This window comes from Halalkalibacter akibai JCM 9157 (assembly GCF_000513135.1).
In the GTDB taxonomy this organism is placed as follows: Bacteria; Bacillota; Bacilli; order Bacillales; family Bacillaceae_D; genus Halalkalibacter; species Halalkalibacter akibai.
In genome coordinates this window covers 39,262-53,449 of record NZ_BAUV01000030.1, presented here as the reverse complement: position 1 = coordinate 53,449, position 14,188 = coordinate 39,262, and the positions used below count along the sequence as shown (strand labels likewise).

Below are 14,188 nucleotides of genomic sequence, written 5' to 3'. Positions count from 1 at the left end.
TCTCCCCGCGGAAAGCAAGTACCTGCAGCGCAATGAAACGGATTCGTTAAGCTAACCAACATATCCTTAATGAGATAGAGGTTGCTGAAACCAAAAAAGTCAAGGGCACATCACAACGCTCCCTTGACTTCTTTTTTTATATGATTAAAACGGCAAACTCGCCATAAAACTATTATAAAGTTTCACTAAAGCTAACGTAATCGTTAAGATAAAAGCACTCCAAAAAATCACTTGAAAAAAGATAAACCCAATTAAACCAGCTAAACTCAATGTATTACTAATTTTATAAACAAGAAAAATAAAATAGCTCAAGCTCGCGATCAGAAACACGATAACAATCAAAAAGACATTCTGTGCTAAAAGCAACGACAGAATACTTGCTATCAAGAAAATCCAAGAGCCCATTTTTACTTTATTAAGTTCCGTTCCTTCCTCATCTTTTGAAAAAAAGAGCATCGACAGTTCAATCGTTGTATCGGCAATTAATTTCAAAGCTGAAAACACCATAAAAAAGAATAACTGCATCAAAAAAAGCAAGGTCAATTTAATTCCGCTTTCAGATATAAATTCTCTCATTCCGTTATAAATTCCTAAATCAACCAATTGCGTTAAAATAAAACCTTGAAAGAAAATCGCAAAGGCCAGACTAAAAAGCAGAATTGATATAAGCGGAAAATGACTTGTGATATAACGATTGGTCATTTAACAGGTCTCCTAAAACTTTATTGTTATTTTTACTAGAACGTTACATACTAAATTTGACTAATCGAGCACAATTCTGTTGTTTTCATTTCAATCTGTTTTAATATGCTTTATAATGAGTGTTAGATTTGTGACAAGGAGGAATAAAAATGGGTACACTACTCATCCTTGGTGTAAGTATTGTTTTCCTTATTGCTATTTTTACTGCAGGTTATGAAGACAATCCACACAAGAACTAATGAAACCTCTTTACTTTTTTGAAAATCGACCAAGCTCATATGAGTTGGTCGATTTTTTATTTACGTTAAGTTAGAAAAACCCTGCTGGCGAATCGCTTCATAAATGACAATCGCTGCCGTATTGGACAAGTTCAGAGAACGAATTTTATCGGTTTGCGGAATCCGGAAACAGCGATCAATGTTCGCTTCTATGATCTCTTTTGGTATGCCTGTCGTCTCTCTTCCAAATACAAAGAAATGATCAACGTCTTGTTGTGAGTAGTCAAACTCACTATAGTTTTTGGTTCCGACCGTTTCTATAAAATAAAACTCTCCTTCTGGATAAGTGGAAAACAGCTCGTCCATTGAGTCATAATATTTTATCGTAACACTCGGCCAATAATCACAACCAGCTCGCTTTAACATTTTATCATCTGTAGAAAAGCCAAGTGGACGAATTAAATGTAGCGTTGTATTTGTACCAGCACATGTTCTAGCAATATTCCCTGTGTTTGCAGGAATTTCTGGTTGATAAAGCACGATGTGAAGTCCCACGTGCATTCACCTCAATTTCTATTGAATCATATTTTCGACAAAATTCATTATATCATCTCTAGTTAAAAGAAGAAATCTAAATAAGGATGACACATTATTAGTTTTCTCTCCTTTACTACCTCATTTTGACAGCAGCAAGGAAACTAATGAGTCATCCTCTTATTATTTACCCGACGATATGAAAAAATTTATATTTGATGTTCGGGGTATACGCTGTTGAATCTTCATACTTCCAATAGCGCATACGACTGTTTGCTGTTTGTGCATTAACGAGTGGTTCACCATTTGCATCTTTCGCTACGACAATGGTCGTATGTTGCCAACGTCCATCTCCATTAAAGTCATAACAAATAATATCACCAGGCTCTAATTCAGAAGCACTCTCTCTTTCCTCTCCTCGCAATCCTTGCTTTGAGCCACTTAAATGCCATCTCATTGCATGCGCAACGGACCAGCTATAACTCCAATTCTTGCCTCGATACCACCAACCTTTTGAGCGATCAGAATGTCCTGACATGGGTAGCCCCCCAGCACGAAGACATTGAGAAATAAAATTCGTGCAGTTATTCTCAAACTTTCTGTACTCTGGATTATAATCATCCCACCATCTTTCAGCATAACGAACGGCTTCACGGCGGTCATAAGATCTTTCGCTGTAAGACCTGTCGTTAATAGTCCTCTGATTTAAAGAGGAAAAAGAGGCATCTGCTAATGGGTTTACCGCCTCTCTTTCCTGTTCGCTAAGCTGAATGCTGTCAGTGATTAACTCATCACCTTCAAATAAAGCTCTCCGGTTCTCACGATGTTCTTCCAAATAAACATCCTCTTTTATTCGAATTAAAAGTTCATTTCTAATCGCATAATCAACTAAGAGTTGATCGTCTACTTTAGTCGTACGAATAATATCTCCTTCTACGAAAGATTTTACAATTTCAGCACCGCGACTTTTATGCATGTTTTTGCATCTAGTAATTGAATCATCTTGGTCTATTTCTCTACTTTCATCAACATATTGTTTATTTCGCTTTTCTATCAGCTCATGTAATGACTTAACAATCCTTTCCCTCATTTTTTCTCCTCCTTCCCTTACACACTATGCAACTTTAGTTTCATTTAGAAATGCAAGGGAAGGATTCAGTTTTAGACCACAAAAAAAAGAGTGACAAGATCACCCTTACTTACGATATTTTTGCCGGCACCCCTTCTAGAGAGAGGAGAATTTCTTTCTTATCCAGTCCACCGCCGTATCCAACCATACTTCCGTTACTTCCTATGACGCGATGACAAGGAATAATAATTGGAATTGGGTTTTGGTTGTTTGCGCCACCTATTGCCCGGACAGCTTTCGGTGCCCCTATTTTTTGCGCTATTTCTTTATATGATTTTGTTTCGCCATATTCAATTTCACTAAGCGTGTTCCAAACCTTCTTTTGAAATTCTGTTCCACATAAATCTAACGGAACATCAAATTTGGTTCTTTTTCCGGAAAAATACTCTTCTAATTGTTGACAAATCGGTTGCAATGTCTCCTGACAGTGAATAACTTCTCCGTTCCGACCTTGTTTCTTCAGCCAGACCTTTAATGCTGCCATACATTTAGTTAAATTTCCAAAATGAATATGACAAACGCCTTTGTCGGTTGCAACGATTGTAAGAGTACCTAGGGGACTATTCATTTCAGTAACATAATGATTAAATTGCGTTGTCATGTAATCCCTTCCTTCCAATTGTCCAATCTTTCCCTTATCTTACATTAATAAATGATTCCTTCGCTTGACCACTACTCCTTATTTTCGAGGATATTTAGCCCTTTCTCGATTTCTCCTAGCACTTTATCATCTTTTTCTATATTTTTCAGCTGATTAAGTAGCTTTTTCTCTTCTAAGCTTCCAATTACACCAATTGCCCAGGCTGCCGTACCTCTAATAACAGGACGAGGATCTTTCTTGGCTAAATCAGCTAATACAGGTAGAGCCTTTTGATCTTTGAAATGAGCTAGGGCAATAATAGCGTTTCTTTGGATTGGTTTTTTCCCTCTCCATGATCCAGATACATGGCCAAACTTTTCTTTAAAATCTCGATTACTTATCGTTAACAATGGAATAAGTTTCGGCTTTGCAATTTCAGGATCAGGCTCCATCTCAGGGTGATGATGAAAGTCTTTCCCTTTATTCTCAGGACAAACTTGTTGGCAAGTATCACATCCATAAATGCGATTGCCTAACTTTTTCCTGTATTGATCTGGAAGGAAATCTTTCGTTTGCGTCAAGAACGCAATACATTTATTCGAGTCTAATTGTCCTCCTTGAACGAGCGCATCAGTCGGACAAGCATCAATACATTTTGTACATGTTCCACATTGCTCAGTAATAGGAGTATCAGGATCAAACGGAATGGTCGTTATGATTTCACCTAAATAAACATAGCTTCCAAATTCCGGTGTAATAATAGCGCAATTTTTCCCACTCCAACCAATCCCTGCTCTTTCGGCAACAGCACGATCGGATAATTCTCCTGTATCAACCATTGAGACCGTCTTTGCCTCCGGAATACGTTCTAGCAAAAACTGCTCAATTTTCTTTAAGCGGTCTCTTAACACATCATGATAATCGCGCCCCCAAGAAGCTCGGCAGAAAATCCCTCTGCGATCCTCTTTCGTATTCTTCGGGGGGTTAGACATTTTTGATGGATAAGCAAGAGCTATTGAAATAATGGTTCTAGCTTCTGTTAAAACTTTTGCGGGATTTACACGTTTCTCTATATCTGGCTCTTCAAAACCCGATTGAAATCCCAATTGCTGTTGTGTTAGAAGTCGATCTTTCAATTGTAAAAAGGGGTCTGCAGACGCAAATCCAATTTTATCAACTCCTATTGTTTTACTATATGCAATAAGCTCATCCTTTAATTGGGCAAGTGTCATAGGTCAATCACCTTTCTTCTCCCTTTTGTTTCCAATGTGCTACAATAAGCACAAAAACAATAGGAGGTCCATCTATGGTTAACATTAAAATAGATTCGAATATTACCGTTCCCAACTTTAAAATGGGAGTAATCCTATACCATAATATCGCGATTGATGACTCACCTCAAATGTTAAAAGGTCGTTTACAATTTTTTCAAGAAACATTAAGGATGGAACTTGAGACGAAGGAGTTAACTAATTACGAGGGAATTGCGGAATGGCGTCAAATATTTAAGCTTTTAAAAATGAATCCTGGTAGATATCGTCCTTCACACGAAGCTCTTTTAAGACGAATCAAAAAAGGGGACAATCTTCCCCTTGTTCATTCAGCCGTTGATTTAAATACATTCTTCTCTCTTGAATATTGTATACCACTTGGGATTTATGATCTCGATCACATTCAAGGTGATGTCATCCTTCGCTTAGGAAAAGAGGAGGATTCTTATGAAGGCGTTAATGGTCGGGTAAACGATATGAATGAAAAATTAATTAGTTCGGATAACCTTGGTGCTTTCGGTAGCCCAATTGTTGATTCGACCCGAACAAAAGTAACAACAAACACAACTTCAGCTTTACAGTTATTTTACTTACGCCCTTCAATGACACAAGCAGAAGCAACACAGTTACTTGAGGCTGCCGGAAAAATGTTCACACAAATCCACGGCGGTGATTTCGAACAGAGTGTAGTCGAAAGAACATAAAATTTTTCTAACTCCTATTGGAAATAAACTCCAAAAAGTGATCTTATTCACAGTTTAGATCAAGAATCGGGTTTATAATATTCTTGATTAGGGAAATAGTATACTGAAGTGAAAATGAGGAGGTTATCGTATGAGTCAAGAAAAAGTATCGACCATTCTAAACAAGCAAATTGCGAACTGGAGTGTTCTTTTCATTAAGCTCCATAACTACCATTGGTTTGTAAAAGGACCAGCATTTTTTACATTACACGCGAAATTTGAAGAATTATACACAGAAGCCTCTACACATATTGATGAGTTGGCAGAACGCCTTCTAGCGCTCAAGGGCCACCCTGTTGCTACGATGAGAGAATTTTTAGAAACAGCTTCTATACAAGAAGCAAGCGGAGATCAAGATGCTGAGGCAATGGTTGCAGAACTTGTTAAAGACTTTGATACATTAATCGATGAATTAAAAGAAGGCATGGAGGCTGCTGACTCTCTTGGTGATGAGACAACAGCTGATATGCTTCTTGCCATCCACCAATCACTTGAAAAGCACAATTGGATGCTACGCTCATTCTTGAAATAAGAGCAACAAAGGCTTGGACGTTATGTCCAAGCCTTTGTCCGTATTTAAGACTATCTTTTCACTGATTGATTCATTTCATGTTCTAGCCTCTTAAAATAGAAATAGGAACCAGACCAGAAAATAACATACACGACAATAAAACTTCCAATCCCGACTATAATAGGAATCACATTAAAAGGTAACCACCCTATCAACATCGCTAAAGGCAACCAAACACTTATTGACAGTAAAAAATGAATCGTCGTTTGTTTCAGCGGACTCCAATGATCCACATCAAAAATCATGGAAGATACACCAAAGTAAATCCCCATAACCATACTGCCTAACATATTCATCCAGATAATTGAAACAGACACCTGAACATCTTGCAACATCATTATGGTTAAGGCAACGAACGTGAAAACAGCTGAAAATCCCAACCCCAAAATACTCCTTCTTACTGCTTCAATCATTGTATTCATCAGCCCCTATAATTAATTTTTTCTTTAACTCTTGGACATACTTGCGTGAAACGTACTCTTTACTACCAGATTGAAAATACACACAAAGGTTTCCGTTAAAGGCTAACTCAAAACGCTTAATTTGGTTCAGATTCCCAATAGCTGATTTCGATAACCGACAAAACCCATGGCTTGCTAAAAGACTTTCTGCTTCATACAGTTTCATATTTATTTCAATGGATTGTTGGTTTATAGATGCATACACTTTACGTTTGACAGCAAAAACAAAGTCAATGTCAGCTGGTGAGAGCAAAATAGAATGATCCCCTTCTGTTCCTACAACTTTTTTAGGGGTTTTCAACTCTAATTTTCTGACTAGATCTTCAAGCTCTTTTGTCCATTCTTTTGCATGAATCGTAACCAAAGTTTCATCATACTTTTCATTAATATCAATATTTACCCTCATTCAATTCCTCCTCTCTTCCCTTTTTACTATACCAACTTCATTGACGAATGTTAGCCGTTTTTACATAACTTGCCATTATTAATGAATGACTGGCCGTTTTTCATGAATGAACTGTTTTGAAAGAAGGTTTTCATCATGAAAACGCTTAGAGACTGTCTCGGGGCATAAGGCGGTTAGGGTTTTTATTATGTACTTTACTGAGCGGACACTAGATTCCTTATTGAACTAAAAAATCGTATTTTGGGAGCTTAAGAGGACATGACATCCTCTATCTAGCTTTTTAAAAGGAATATCAATATCATTTTCACGCAATAAGTACTTCTGAGTCCTCGTAACCATTCGAAATGGTTGTTTTATCGCAAATAGGATCCCTCGTGTCCTCGAACAACTAGAGACCACTATAGAAAAAGACCGAGTCACTTCGACTCGGCCTAATCATTTCTATTTGCTCTAAACGAAACTACTCTGCTTCTGGAGTAAAAGTCCGTTTAGAAAATTCGTCATCCAACATGAAAAAGGCATTGCTATCTGTGTCAATTCGTTTTAATTTTTGAATAACACTATCAAACATATCTTCTTCTTCAACTTGTTCCTCAATAAACCACTTTAAAAAGTTAATCGTTGCGTGCTCTCTAGAGTCAAGAGCTAGGTCCGATAAGTGATAGATTTTTTTCGTTACGTCTTTCTCTTGAAGTAACGCTTTTTCATACACATCAAGGATGGAGTTAAATTCATTGTTAGGTTCAGGGAATGCTTGGATCATCGCTCTTTCTCCAAGTGCATTAATGAAGTTGTAAAATTTCATCGCATGAAATCTTTCCTCTTCAGCTTGAACTAAAAAGAAATTAGCAAAGCCATCGTAACTCTCAGCCGAGCAATAGGCTGCCATCGCTAAATAAGAATGCGCTGCGTAAAATTCATAATTCATTTGATCATTAAGCCCTTTTAACAGTTTTTCACTCAACATACTTATCACCCTTTATCTATAATATATCTTTATTATAACACTTCCCTATTTTGTGCGTATTGAAACGATTGTTATGCTTGAATTAATCATTCATGATTTTAACTGTCATTCATTAATCAAACGTTTAATTAAAACTTTGTAAGCCGGACTGAGTAAGGAATCCACCATTTAAACAAACGTTTGATTAACCTCCTTTCTCTCTTTAAATTTTTTCACTCCTTAAAGTTTAAATATGGTAAAATAATCTAAATTTGAAAGGGTGGGGGAAAAATGATTAGACGACTGAGCTCAGAAGATTACACAAGTTGTATGACGTTACTAAATGATTACCCAGCTGAGAATTTATTTCTTATTAGCGATATAGAAACGTTTGGTTTTGAAGAAGACTTTCAACAAGTCTGGGGAGAATTTAACGAACAAGGTCAACTTAAAGCACTTATGCTGAATTATGAGGGCAACTTTATTCCTTATAGCCCTGGTGAGTTTGACGCAAAAGGATTTGCCGATCTTTTCTCAGAACACCCAAAAGCAGTAATGCTATCAGGCTTAGAAAACGTTACATCAAAGATGATTCCATACATAACGGTCCCACTAAAACACACTAGAAAGTTGTTTTACGCTAAATGTGATAGTCCATCAAAACTAATGCCGGTTAAGCCAAACACCGTGAAAAAAGCAACACTAGCTGATATAGATAAGATTTCCACCTTATACAGTCAAATAACAGAATTTGAACGCCCTTCCTCTCCTGAAGAAAGAAAGCGGAACATGGAGCTTGGTGTTTCAAGAACGTATTATATTGAAGACGCTAATCAATTTGTTTCTGCTGTCTCAACGGCTGCCGAAAATAACGTTTCAGCAATGGTTGTTGGTGTTTGCACACTTGAGGCTTTTAAACGAAAAGGCCTAGCAAGCCAGTGTTTAAACCAACTTACGAATAATCTGTTACAAGAAGGAAAGAGTGTCTGTTTATTTTATGACAACCCCGAAGCAGGCAGAATTTATAAAAGGTTAGGCTATGAGGACATGGAAATGTGGACGATGACCATTAAAAAGTAATTGAAAGGTAGAGGTTGGGACAAAGAAATTTTTGAAAACAAAATCCGAACGTAAAAGGTTACTGCTTCGCACTCGCTCCGGAAATACACTTCGCTAAGGTTATGCACCGTTCATCTTCAGTTAAACACCTCAGTTTCCTCCCAACCTCTTACCTTTTTCATTACCCGATTTTAGTTTGACTGTCTTTTTCATTTAAAGGGTTTCGAGCATAATACAGTTCTGTATCAAGATCAACCTTATATCTTTCTTTTTCTTCACCTGACCAATGACATGTCTTAGCCATGTAAGCAACAACCGCCTCTTTCCATTCGGATACCCAGTCAATGTTAAAGAAAATGGCACCTGTTCGTCGATTGAAAAAGTCCGTTGGAGTCACTACCATCTCTTCAGCCATTCCATATTGAAGCTGGGCTAAAAGGAGCGCTGGTAATTGATGTTCCTTAGATTCCGCTTCATTTGAACGCAATAAACTATAAATCTTATCTATATTACCTCCATAAAGGTTCACAACTCGTTTCGCTTCTTTTTCAGTTAACCCTAGTTTCATTCCTTCTTTTGTTTTACGGTTAACAAACTTCTGAAACTTTGCAGAACCGCCGACGTCTCCTCCAGATAGCGTGATTCGATCTGTTGTACAGCGCTGGTTGTTTCCTAATTCTTTTGCCACGAAATCGACAATCCTCTCTGCCATTTTTCGGTATCCTGTTAATTTTCCACCTGCAATTGAAATGAGACCACTTTCAGATAAGAAGATCTCATCTTTTCTAGATATTTCAGAAGCACTTTTACCTTCCTCATGAATTAGAGGTCTAAGTCCAGTCCAGCTCGATTCAATATCTTCGGCTGTAAGTTTAACCGTCGGAAACATGAAATTAACAGCTTTTATAATATAATCTCGGTCTTTTTCTGTCATTCGTGGGTGAACAAGATCATCATTATAAAAAGTATCCGTTGTGCCTACATATGTTTTGCCATCACGTGGAATGGCGAATACCATCCGTCCATCCTTTTCCGTATCAAAGTAAACCGCTTGCTTTAACGGAAAGCGACTTTGATCAACTACTAGATGAACTCCCTTTGTTAAATGCAAATACTTCCCTTGCTTAGAACCATCTTGTTCTCGCAACGTATCAACCCACGGCCCTGCTGCATTCACGATTTTCTTTGCATAGACTTCATACATCTTGCCTGAGAGAATATCTTTAACTTTTACTCCTACCACTTTCCCACTTACATAGATAAAGCCCTCTGCCTTAGCATAATTAGTGGCAACTGCCCCTCTATTGACAGCTTCTTTTAAAACTTCCAGTGTTAACCGGGCATCATCTGTTCGATACTCAACGTATATTCCACCACCCTTTAAACGGTCTTCTCGAATCAAAGGTTCTTTCTTTAACACATTCGTTTTATTCAGCATTTGTCTTCGTTCGCTTCTTTTCACTCCCGCTAGAAAATCGTATACCTTAAGTCCTAACGAAGTGAGAACCTCCCAAATGTTCCCCCTTTAATGAGCGGAAGTAACATCCATTCTGGCGTCGTAACATGCGGCGCATTTTCATAGACAATCGCACGTTCTTTTCCTACCTCAGCAACTAACTTCACTTCTAATTGCTTTAAGTAGCGCAGGCCTCCGTGAACAAGCTTTGTCGAACGACTAGAAGTCCCAGCTGCAAAGTCTTGCATCTCAATTAAACCGGTGTTGAGCCTCTTACTTGAGCATCTAAAGCAATCCCAGCCCCCGTTATGCCGCCACCGATTACTAGTAAATCTAATGTATCTTCACTCATCTTTTTTAAAACTTTCTCTCTCTCAAAACTAGAAAACTGGTTCATCTGTTTCTCTCCTTTTTCAGGTGAAGAAATAAAAAAAGAAGACCACAACAACTCTTGCGAACAAAATGCTACAAAGAGTGTTGTGGTCTTCTCCTAATCTCCGACCGAGTTATTAACTTATCTTTTATTATACGTTGTTTTCCGAAAATTTCAAGATTTATTTAAACATTTGGGCAGCTTGAACCGCTTTTTTCCACCCGGCATACAACGCATCTTTCTCTGTTTTAACCATATTTGCTTCAAAACGTTGATTTAACTCCCACTGTTTTTTGATCTCTTCTTTATCCTTCCAAAAACCAACCGCAAGGCCCGCTAAATAAGCGGCTCCAAGGGCTGTCGTTTCTTGAATGGCAGGTCTTTCAACAGGTACATCTAACATATCACTTTGAAATTGCATCAGAAAATCATTCGCAACTGCACCACCATCTACTCGAAGTGCTTTCACTGCAATGTTGGAGTCAGTCTCCATTGCAGCTAGAACATCTTTCGTTTGGTAAGCCAGTGATTCGAGTGTTGCACGGATAAAATGTTCCTTCTCCGTTCCTCTTGTTAAACCAAAGATCGCACCTCTGACGTCACTATCCCAATAAGGTGTTCCGAGCCCTACAAAAGCGGGTACAACATAAACCCCTTCTGACGATGTAATTCGTTTCGCATACTCTTCTGTGTCTTTCGCTGATTTGATCATACGCAAACCGTCTCGTAGCCATTGAATTGCCGAACCTGCTACAAAAATACTTCCTTCTAACGCATATTCAACTTTACCGTCTACTCCCCAAGCTAAAGTGGTTAACAACCCTTGCTCTGATTTCACCGCTTGTTGCCCCGTATTCATCAGCATAAAACAACCGGTTCCATACGTATTCTTGACCATTCCTTCATCGAAACATGTTTGACCGAAAAGTGCTGCTTGTTGATCACCTGCTGCTCCTCCAATCGGAACTTCGGTACCAAAGAAATGGTAGCTAACTGTTTTTCCGTAAATTTCAGATGAAGGCCTTACTTCTGGAAGCATTGTCTTTGGCACGTCAAGCATCGCGAGTAAGTCATCATCCCATTTCAAATCGTAAATGTTATACATCAATGTTCTAGATGCATTCGAATAATCAGTCACATGTCTTTCGCCACCTGTAAGTTTCCAAATGAGCCATGTATCAATCGTACCGAATAACAAATCGCCGTTTAAAGCCTTCTCCCTTGCTCCTTCAACATGATCAAGAATCCACTTTACTTTTGTTCCTGAAAAATATGGGTCGATCAGTAATCCTGTTTTTTCTCGAACCATTTTTTCATAGCCTTGATTTTTCAACGTTTCACAAATATCAGCTGTTTGCCTTGATTGCCAGACAATTGCATTATATACAGGCTTTCCGGTGTGCTTATCCCAAACTACAGCGGTTTCTCGTTGGTTGGTGATTCCGATGCTTGCTACTTCTTTTGGACTGACTTCGGTTTTTAACAAAACTCCTGAGATAACAGCGAGAATGGATGCCCATATTTCATTGGCATTGTGTTCCACCCAACCTGACTTTGGGAAAATTTGTTGAATTTCTTTTTGTTCTACACCGACGATTTTTCCTGTATGATCAAATAAAATCGCTCTTGAGCTTGTTGTTCCTTGATCTAGAGATAAAATATATTTTTGTTCCATTTTTCATTCCCCCATTAGGCTGAAGTTCATATATGTGTTTGTTAGCATTTCATTTTCCTTACCGGCTCCGTTCCACCATTACGCTACAGGCACTTGCTTTCCGCGGAGAGAAAGCCAAGCCCCTACGACTTACGTCTGTAGTGTCTTGCCCTTTCCTCTTTTCCCGCAGGAGTCAAGTGCCTTCCGCTTCATTCCACTATAGTTTGCATTATGAAAATTGAATGGCAAAACCCTTGCAATAGAACACTAAAGTAAAAAAAGACAAACACTATCATCTTGTATAATAAATAATAGATGAGATGCTCGTCTTTTAATTTACGCTAGTAAACGTATAAACTTGCTTTTTATTTAAACAGGTTTTGAAAGCGCAGTCAATATTTTTATAAAATACTAGATATCCCATAAATCTTGTCTTGAAGTAGTTACTCCGATGGCTCCTGCTTCTATTGCATTGAGAACTTCTTGCTTTTCTCTAATTAATCCACCTGCAATAATAGGGATTTGGGTGCGCTCGTAGACTTCTGTAATAATATGAGGCATAACGCCAGGTAAGACTTCTATATAATCTGGTTTTGTTGTTTCTAGCAATTTATAGCTTGATTCTAGGGCAATGGAATCTAGTAAAAACAACCGTTGAATCGCAATGATTGAATTTTTCTTTGCGGTTAATACGACGTTTTTTCTAGTCGAAATAATCCCAGCTGGCTTTATTTCCTGACATAGAAATTGTGCAGCGTATTCATCGGTTTTTAAACCTTGGACAAGATCAGCGTGCAAAAAGATTTTTTTATTTGCTGAACGGGCCATCTGCATTAAACTTTTTAACTGACTAACATGACTATTCAGCAGAAAAATCGCTTCGAAATTTGTTCTTAGTAACTTTTCGTATTCTTTAATGGAACGCGCCGCAGGGAAAATGCGTTGATTTGTGAAATCATGGTTTGACACTTTATCGACTCCTCTGTTTAGCTCTCTTCGCTAATTAAAACAACTATTTACCGTAGTGTCAAAACCTTAAACAGTGTGAAGTAAAATTAGATGCTTAATTGCCCTTGTGTAGTTCCACGCTTGTTTCGACAATCAAACAGTAAATGTATGAGGCTTTCATAATATGGAATAAATTCTTCGTTTTTAATCATCGTCAAAATTTCTTCCTTGCTTGCCCATTTGACGTTTTGGACCTCTTCCTGTTGCAAAATGAGTGTATGTATTTGCACATCTTCTTCTATCAAATAGATATCATCAAACCCTTTCTCAAAGTTAATTGTTAAATGAGGTCGCATATGCTGAAATTCTAAATCCAAGCCAATTTCTTCAAGTAATTCTCTTTGAGCTGCAGTTTGACTTGTATCCCCAGCTATTGCACTCCCTCCTACAGTAAGATCCCACATATTTGGCCATCCTTCTTTGAAAGCCTGCCTTTGTTGAATGAGCATATCTCCACCTGAATTAAAAATACACACATGAACAACTAAGTGATACTCACCATGTTGAAGTTCTTCACCACGAACACAAATACGATTGGTTTTGCTTCGATTACGATCATACACATCCCATAATTCCATTTGCTACCTCCATTTTTTCCTGGATTTCCTCTTTCTTCATATAATGATGGGAGCTGAAGTAAACATAACTTCTTTACTCCTCTAGTTTAATTTCCTATTAAAACAAAAACATTTCCGTCTGGAGCTTACATAACAGCCACATATCCTCCTAAAGAATTAGGGAATGGCGTGCGAATCCATTGAACTTCTGGATTTGATTTTAAAGCTTCGTAAGTTTGCCGAACGTCTTCAACAACAATCTCAGTTTCAGCGAATTTCAAGTTGGGGTTATTTTTTAAAACCAATTGTGAGCGACCATCAGGATACTTCATCCCAACAAGTTTCCATTGCTTGTCTTCGTCTTGAAAAGCTTCCCAAGCTTTTGTTAAACCTAACATTTGATAGAAGTCAGCTGACTTTTCAATGTCCTCTGTATAGATTGCCACACATTCTATTCTTTTCCACACGTTTCTATCTCCCTTTTAATACGAACGTACATTCGATTTATTATAAACTAAAT

At 37.9% G+C, this 14,188-nt stretch carries 15 protein-coding genes and 1 pseudogene; 3 read left to right on the top strand and 13 right to left on the bottom strand.

Annotated elements, in window-relative coordinates:
* Nucleotides 1–144 precede the first annotated feature (144 nt).
* From JCM9157_RS15395 to queG, 5 genes are all read right to left on the bottom strand, one after another.
* Complete coding sequence (locus JCM9157_RS15395) at nt 145–702, bottom strand: DUF5366 family protein (protein WP_035666068.1); 558 nt, start codon at nt 700–702, stop codon at nt 145–147.
* A 299-nt stretch (nt 703–1,001) separates the two neighbouring features.
* Nucleotides 1,002–1,475 carry a tRNA (uridine(34)/cytosine(34)/5-carboxymethylaminomethyluridine(34)-2'-O)-methyltransferase TrmL gene (gene trmL / locus JCM9157_RS15390; protein WP_035666066.1) on the bottom strand — a complete coding sequence of 158 codons (474 nt, stop codon included), beginning with the start codon at nt 1,473–1,475 and terminating at the stop codon, nt 1,002–1,004.
* A gap of 166 nt (nt 1,476–1,641) precedes the next feature.
* Entirely contained in the window at nt 1,642–2,544 is a 903-nt protein-coding gene (locus JCM9157_RS15385) for an amidase domain-containing protein (protein ID WP_052013184.1), read from the bottom strand.
* A gap of 109 nt (nt 2,545–2,653) precedes the next feature.
* Complete coding sequence (locus JCM9157_RS15380; RefSeq protein WP_035666064.1) at nt 2,654–3,184, bottom strand: methylated-DNA--[protein]-cysteine S-methyltransferase; 531 nt, start codon at nt 3,182–3,184, stop codon at nt 2,654–2,656.
* Nucleotides 3,185–3,255: 71 nt separating this feature from the next.
* A complete protein-coding gene (gene queG / locus JCM9157_RS15375) occupies nt 3,256–4,395 on the bottom strand; it encodes a tRNA epoxyqueuosine(34) reductase QueG (protein ID WP_035666062.1) in 1,140 nt (379 codons plus the stop codon).
* 74 nt (nt 4,396–4,469) lie between these two features.
* On the opposite strand from queG, the gene JCM9157_RS15370 reads away from it, so the two are divergent.
* Nucleotides 4,470–5,138: a B3/B4 domain-containing protein gene (locus JCM9157_RS15370; RefSeq protein WP_035666059.1), complete on the top strand. Its 669-nt coding sequence runs from the start codon at nt 4,470–4,472 to the stop codon at nt 5,136–5,138.
* A 130-nt stretch (nt 5,139–5,268) separates the two neighbouring features.
* A complete protein-coding gene (locus tag JCM9157_RS15365; RefSeq protein WP_035666058.1) occupies nt 5,269–5,709 on the top strand; it encodes a Dps family protein in 441 nt (146 codons plus the stop codon).
* Between the two features lie 50 nt (nt 5,710–5,759).
* Here JCM9157_RS15365 and JCM9157_RS15360 read toward each other — a convergent pair whose 3' ends face one another.
* From JCM9157_RS15360 to JCM9157_RS15350, 3 genes are all read right to left on the bottom strand, one after another.
* Complete coding sequence (locus JCM9157_RS15360; protein WP_035666057.1) at nt 5,760–6,161, bottom strand: DUF3021 domain-containing protein; 402 nt, start codon at nt 6,159–6,161, stop codon at nt 5,760–5,762.
* A complete protein-coding gene (locus JCM9157_RS15355) occupies nt 6,154–6,615 on the bottom strand; it encodes a LytTR family DNA-binding domain-containing protein (protein ID WP_035666056.1) in 462 nt (153 codons plus the stop codon). Before JCM9157_RS15355 ends, JCM9157_RS15360 begins: the two co-directional genes overlap by 8 nt.
* A 460-nt stretch (nt 6,616–7,075) precedes the next feature.
* Complete coding sequence (locus JCM9157_RS15350; RefSeq protein WP_035666055.1) at nt 7,076–7,582, bottom strand: ferritin; 507 nt, start codon at nt 7,580–7,582, stop codon at nt 7,076–7,078.
* Nucleotides 7,583–7,852: 270 nt separating this feature from the next.
* On the opposite strand from JCM9157_RS15350, the gene JCM9157_RS15345 reads away from it, so the two are divergent.
* A complete protein-coding gene (locus JCM9157_RS15345) occupies nt 7,853–8,641 on the top strand; it encodes a GNAT family N-acetyltransferase (RefSeq protein ID WP_035666054.1) in 789 nt (262 codons plus the stop codon).
* A gap of 160 nt (nt 8,642–8,801) precedes the next feature.
* On the opposite strand, the pseudogene JCM9157_RS15340 reads toward JCM9157_RS15345, so the two are convergent.
* From JCM9157_RS15340 to JCM9157_RS15320, 5 genes and pseudogenes are all read right to left on the bottom strand, one after another.
* Nucleotides 8,802–10,473, bottom strand: a pseudogene (locus JCM9157_RS15340) (glycerol-3-phosphate dehydrogenase/oxidase).
* 157 nt (nt 10,474–10,630) lie between these two features.
* Nucleotides 10,631–12,124 (bottom strand): glycerol kinase GlpK, encoded by a 1,494-nt coding sequence (gene glpK / locus JCM9157_RS15335; RefSeq protein WP_035666053.1) that lies wholly within the window; start codon nt 12,122–12,124, stop codon nt 10,631–10,633.
* Nucleotides 12,125–12,514: 390 nt separating this feature from the next.
* Nucleotides 12,515–13,072, bottom strand: a complete 558-nt coding sequence (locus tag JCM9157_RS15330) for a glycerol-3-phosphate responsive antiterminator (RefSeq protein ID WP_035666051.1) — start codon at nt 13,070–13,072, stop codon at nt 12,515–12,517.
* An 86-nt stretch (nt 13,073–13,158) separates the two neighbouring features.
* Nucleotides 13,159–13,689: an NUDIX hydrolase gene (locus JCM9157_RS15325; RefSeq protein WP_035666049.1), complete on the bottom strand. Its 531-nt coding sequence runs from the start codon at nt 13,687–13,689 to the stop codon at nt 13,159–13,161.
* A gap of 125 nt (nt 13,690–13,814) precedes the next feature.
* Entirely contained in the window at nt 13,815–14,135 is a 321-nt protein-coding gene (locus JCM9157_RS15320) for a VOC family protein (protein WP_052013183.1), read from the bottom strand.
* Nucleotides 14,136–14,188 lie beyond the last annotated feature (53 nt).

Bases quoted from the DNA above. Each gene is read 5' to 3' on its own strand.
- JCM9157_RS15395 (WP_035666068.1), bottom strand. From the start codon at position 702: ATGACCAATCGTTATATCACAAGTCATTTTCCGCTTATATCAATTCTG.
- JCM9157_RS15385 (WP_052013184.1), bottom strand. From the start codon at position 2,544: ATGAGGGAAAGGATTGTTAAGTCATTACATGAGCTGATAGAAAAGCGA.
- JCM9157_RS15380 (WP_035666064.1), bottom strand. From the start codon at position 3,184: ATGACAACGCAATTTAATCATTATGTTACTGAAATGAATAGTCCCCTA.
- queG (WP_035666062.1), bottom strand. From the start codon at position 4,395: ATGACACTTGCCCAATTAAAGGATGAGCTTATTGCATATAGTAAAACA.
- JCM9157_RS15370 (WP_035666059.1), top strand. From the start codon at position 4,470: ATGGTTAACATTAAAATAGATTCGAATATTACCGTTCCCAACTTTAAA.
- JCM9157_RS15365 (WP_035666058.1), top strand. From the start codon at position 5,269: ATGAGTCAAGAAAAAGTATCGACCATTCTAAACAAGCAAATTGCGAAC.
- JCM9157_RS15360 (WP_035666057.1), bottom strand. From the start codon at position 6,161: ATGATTGAAGCAGTAAGAAGGAGTATTTTGGGGTTGGGATTTTCAGCT.
- JCM9157_RS15355 (WP_035666056.1), bottom strand. From the start codon at position 6,615: ATGAGGGTAAATATTGATATTAATGAAAAGTATGATGAAACTTTGGTT.
- JCM9157_RS15350 (WP_035666055.1), bottom strand. From the start codon at position 7,582: ATGTTGAGTGAAAAACTGTTAAAAGGGCTTAATGATCAAATGAATTAT.
- JCM9157_RS15345 (WP_035666054.1), top strand. From the start codon at position 7,853: ATGATTAGACGACTGAGCTCAGAAGATTACACAAGTTGTATGACGTTA.
- glpK (WP_035666053.1), bottom strand. From the start codon at position 12,124: ATGGAACAAAAATATATTTTATCTCTAGATCAAGGAACAACAAGCTCA.
- JCM9157_RS15325 (WP_035666049.1), bottom strand. From the start codon at position 13,689: ATGGAATTATGGGATGTGTATGATCGTAATCGAAGCAAAACCAATCGT.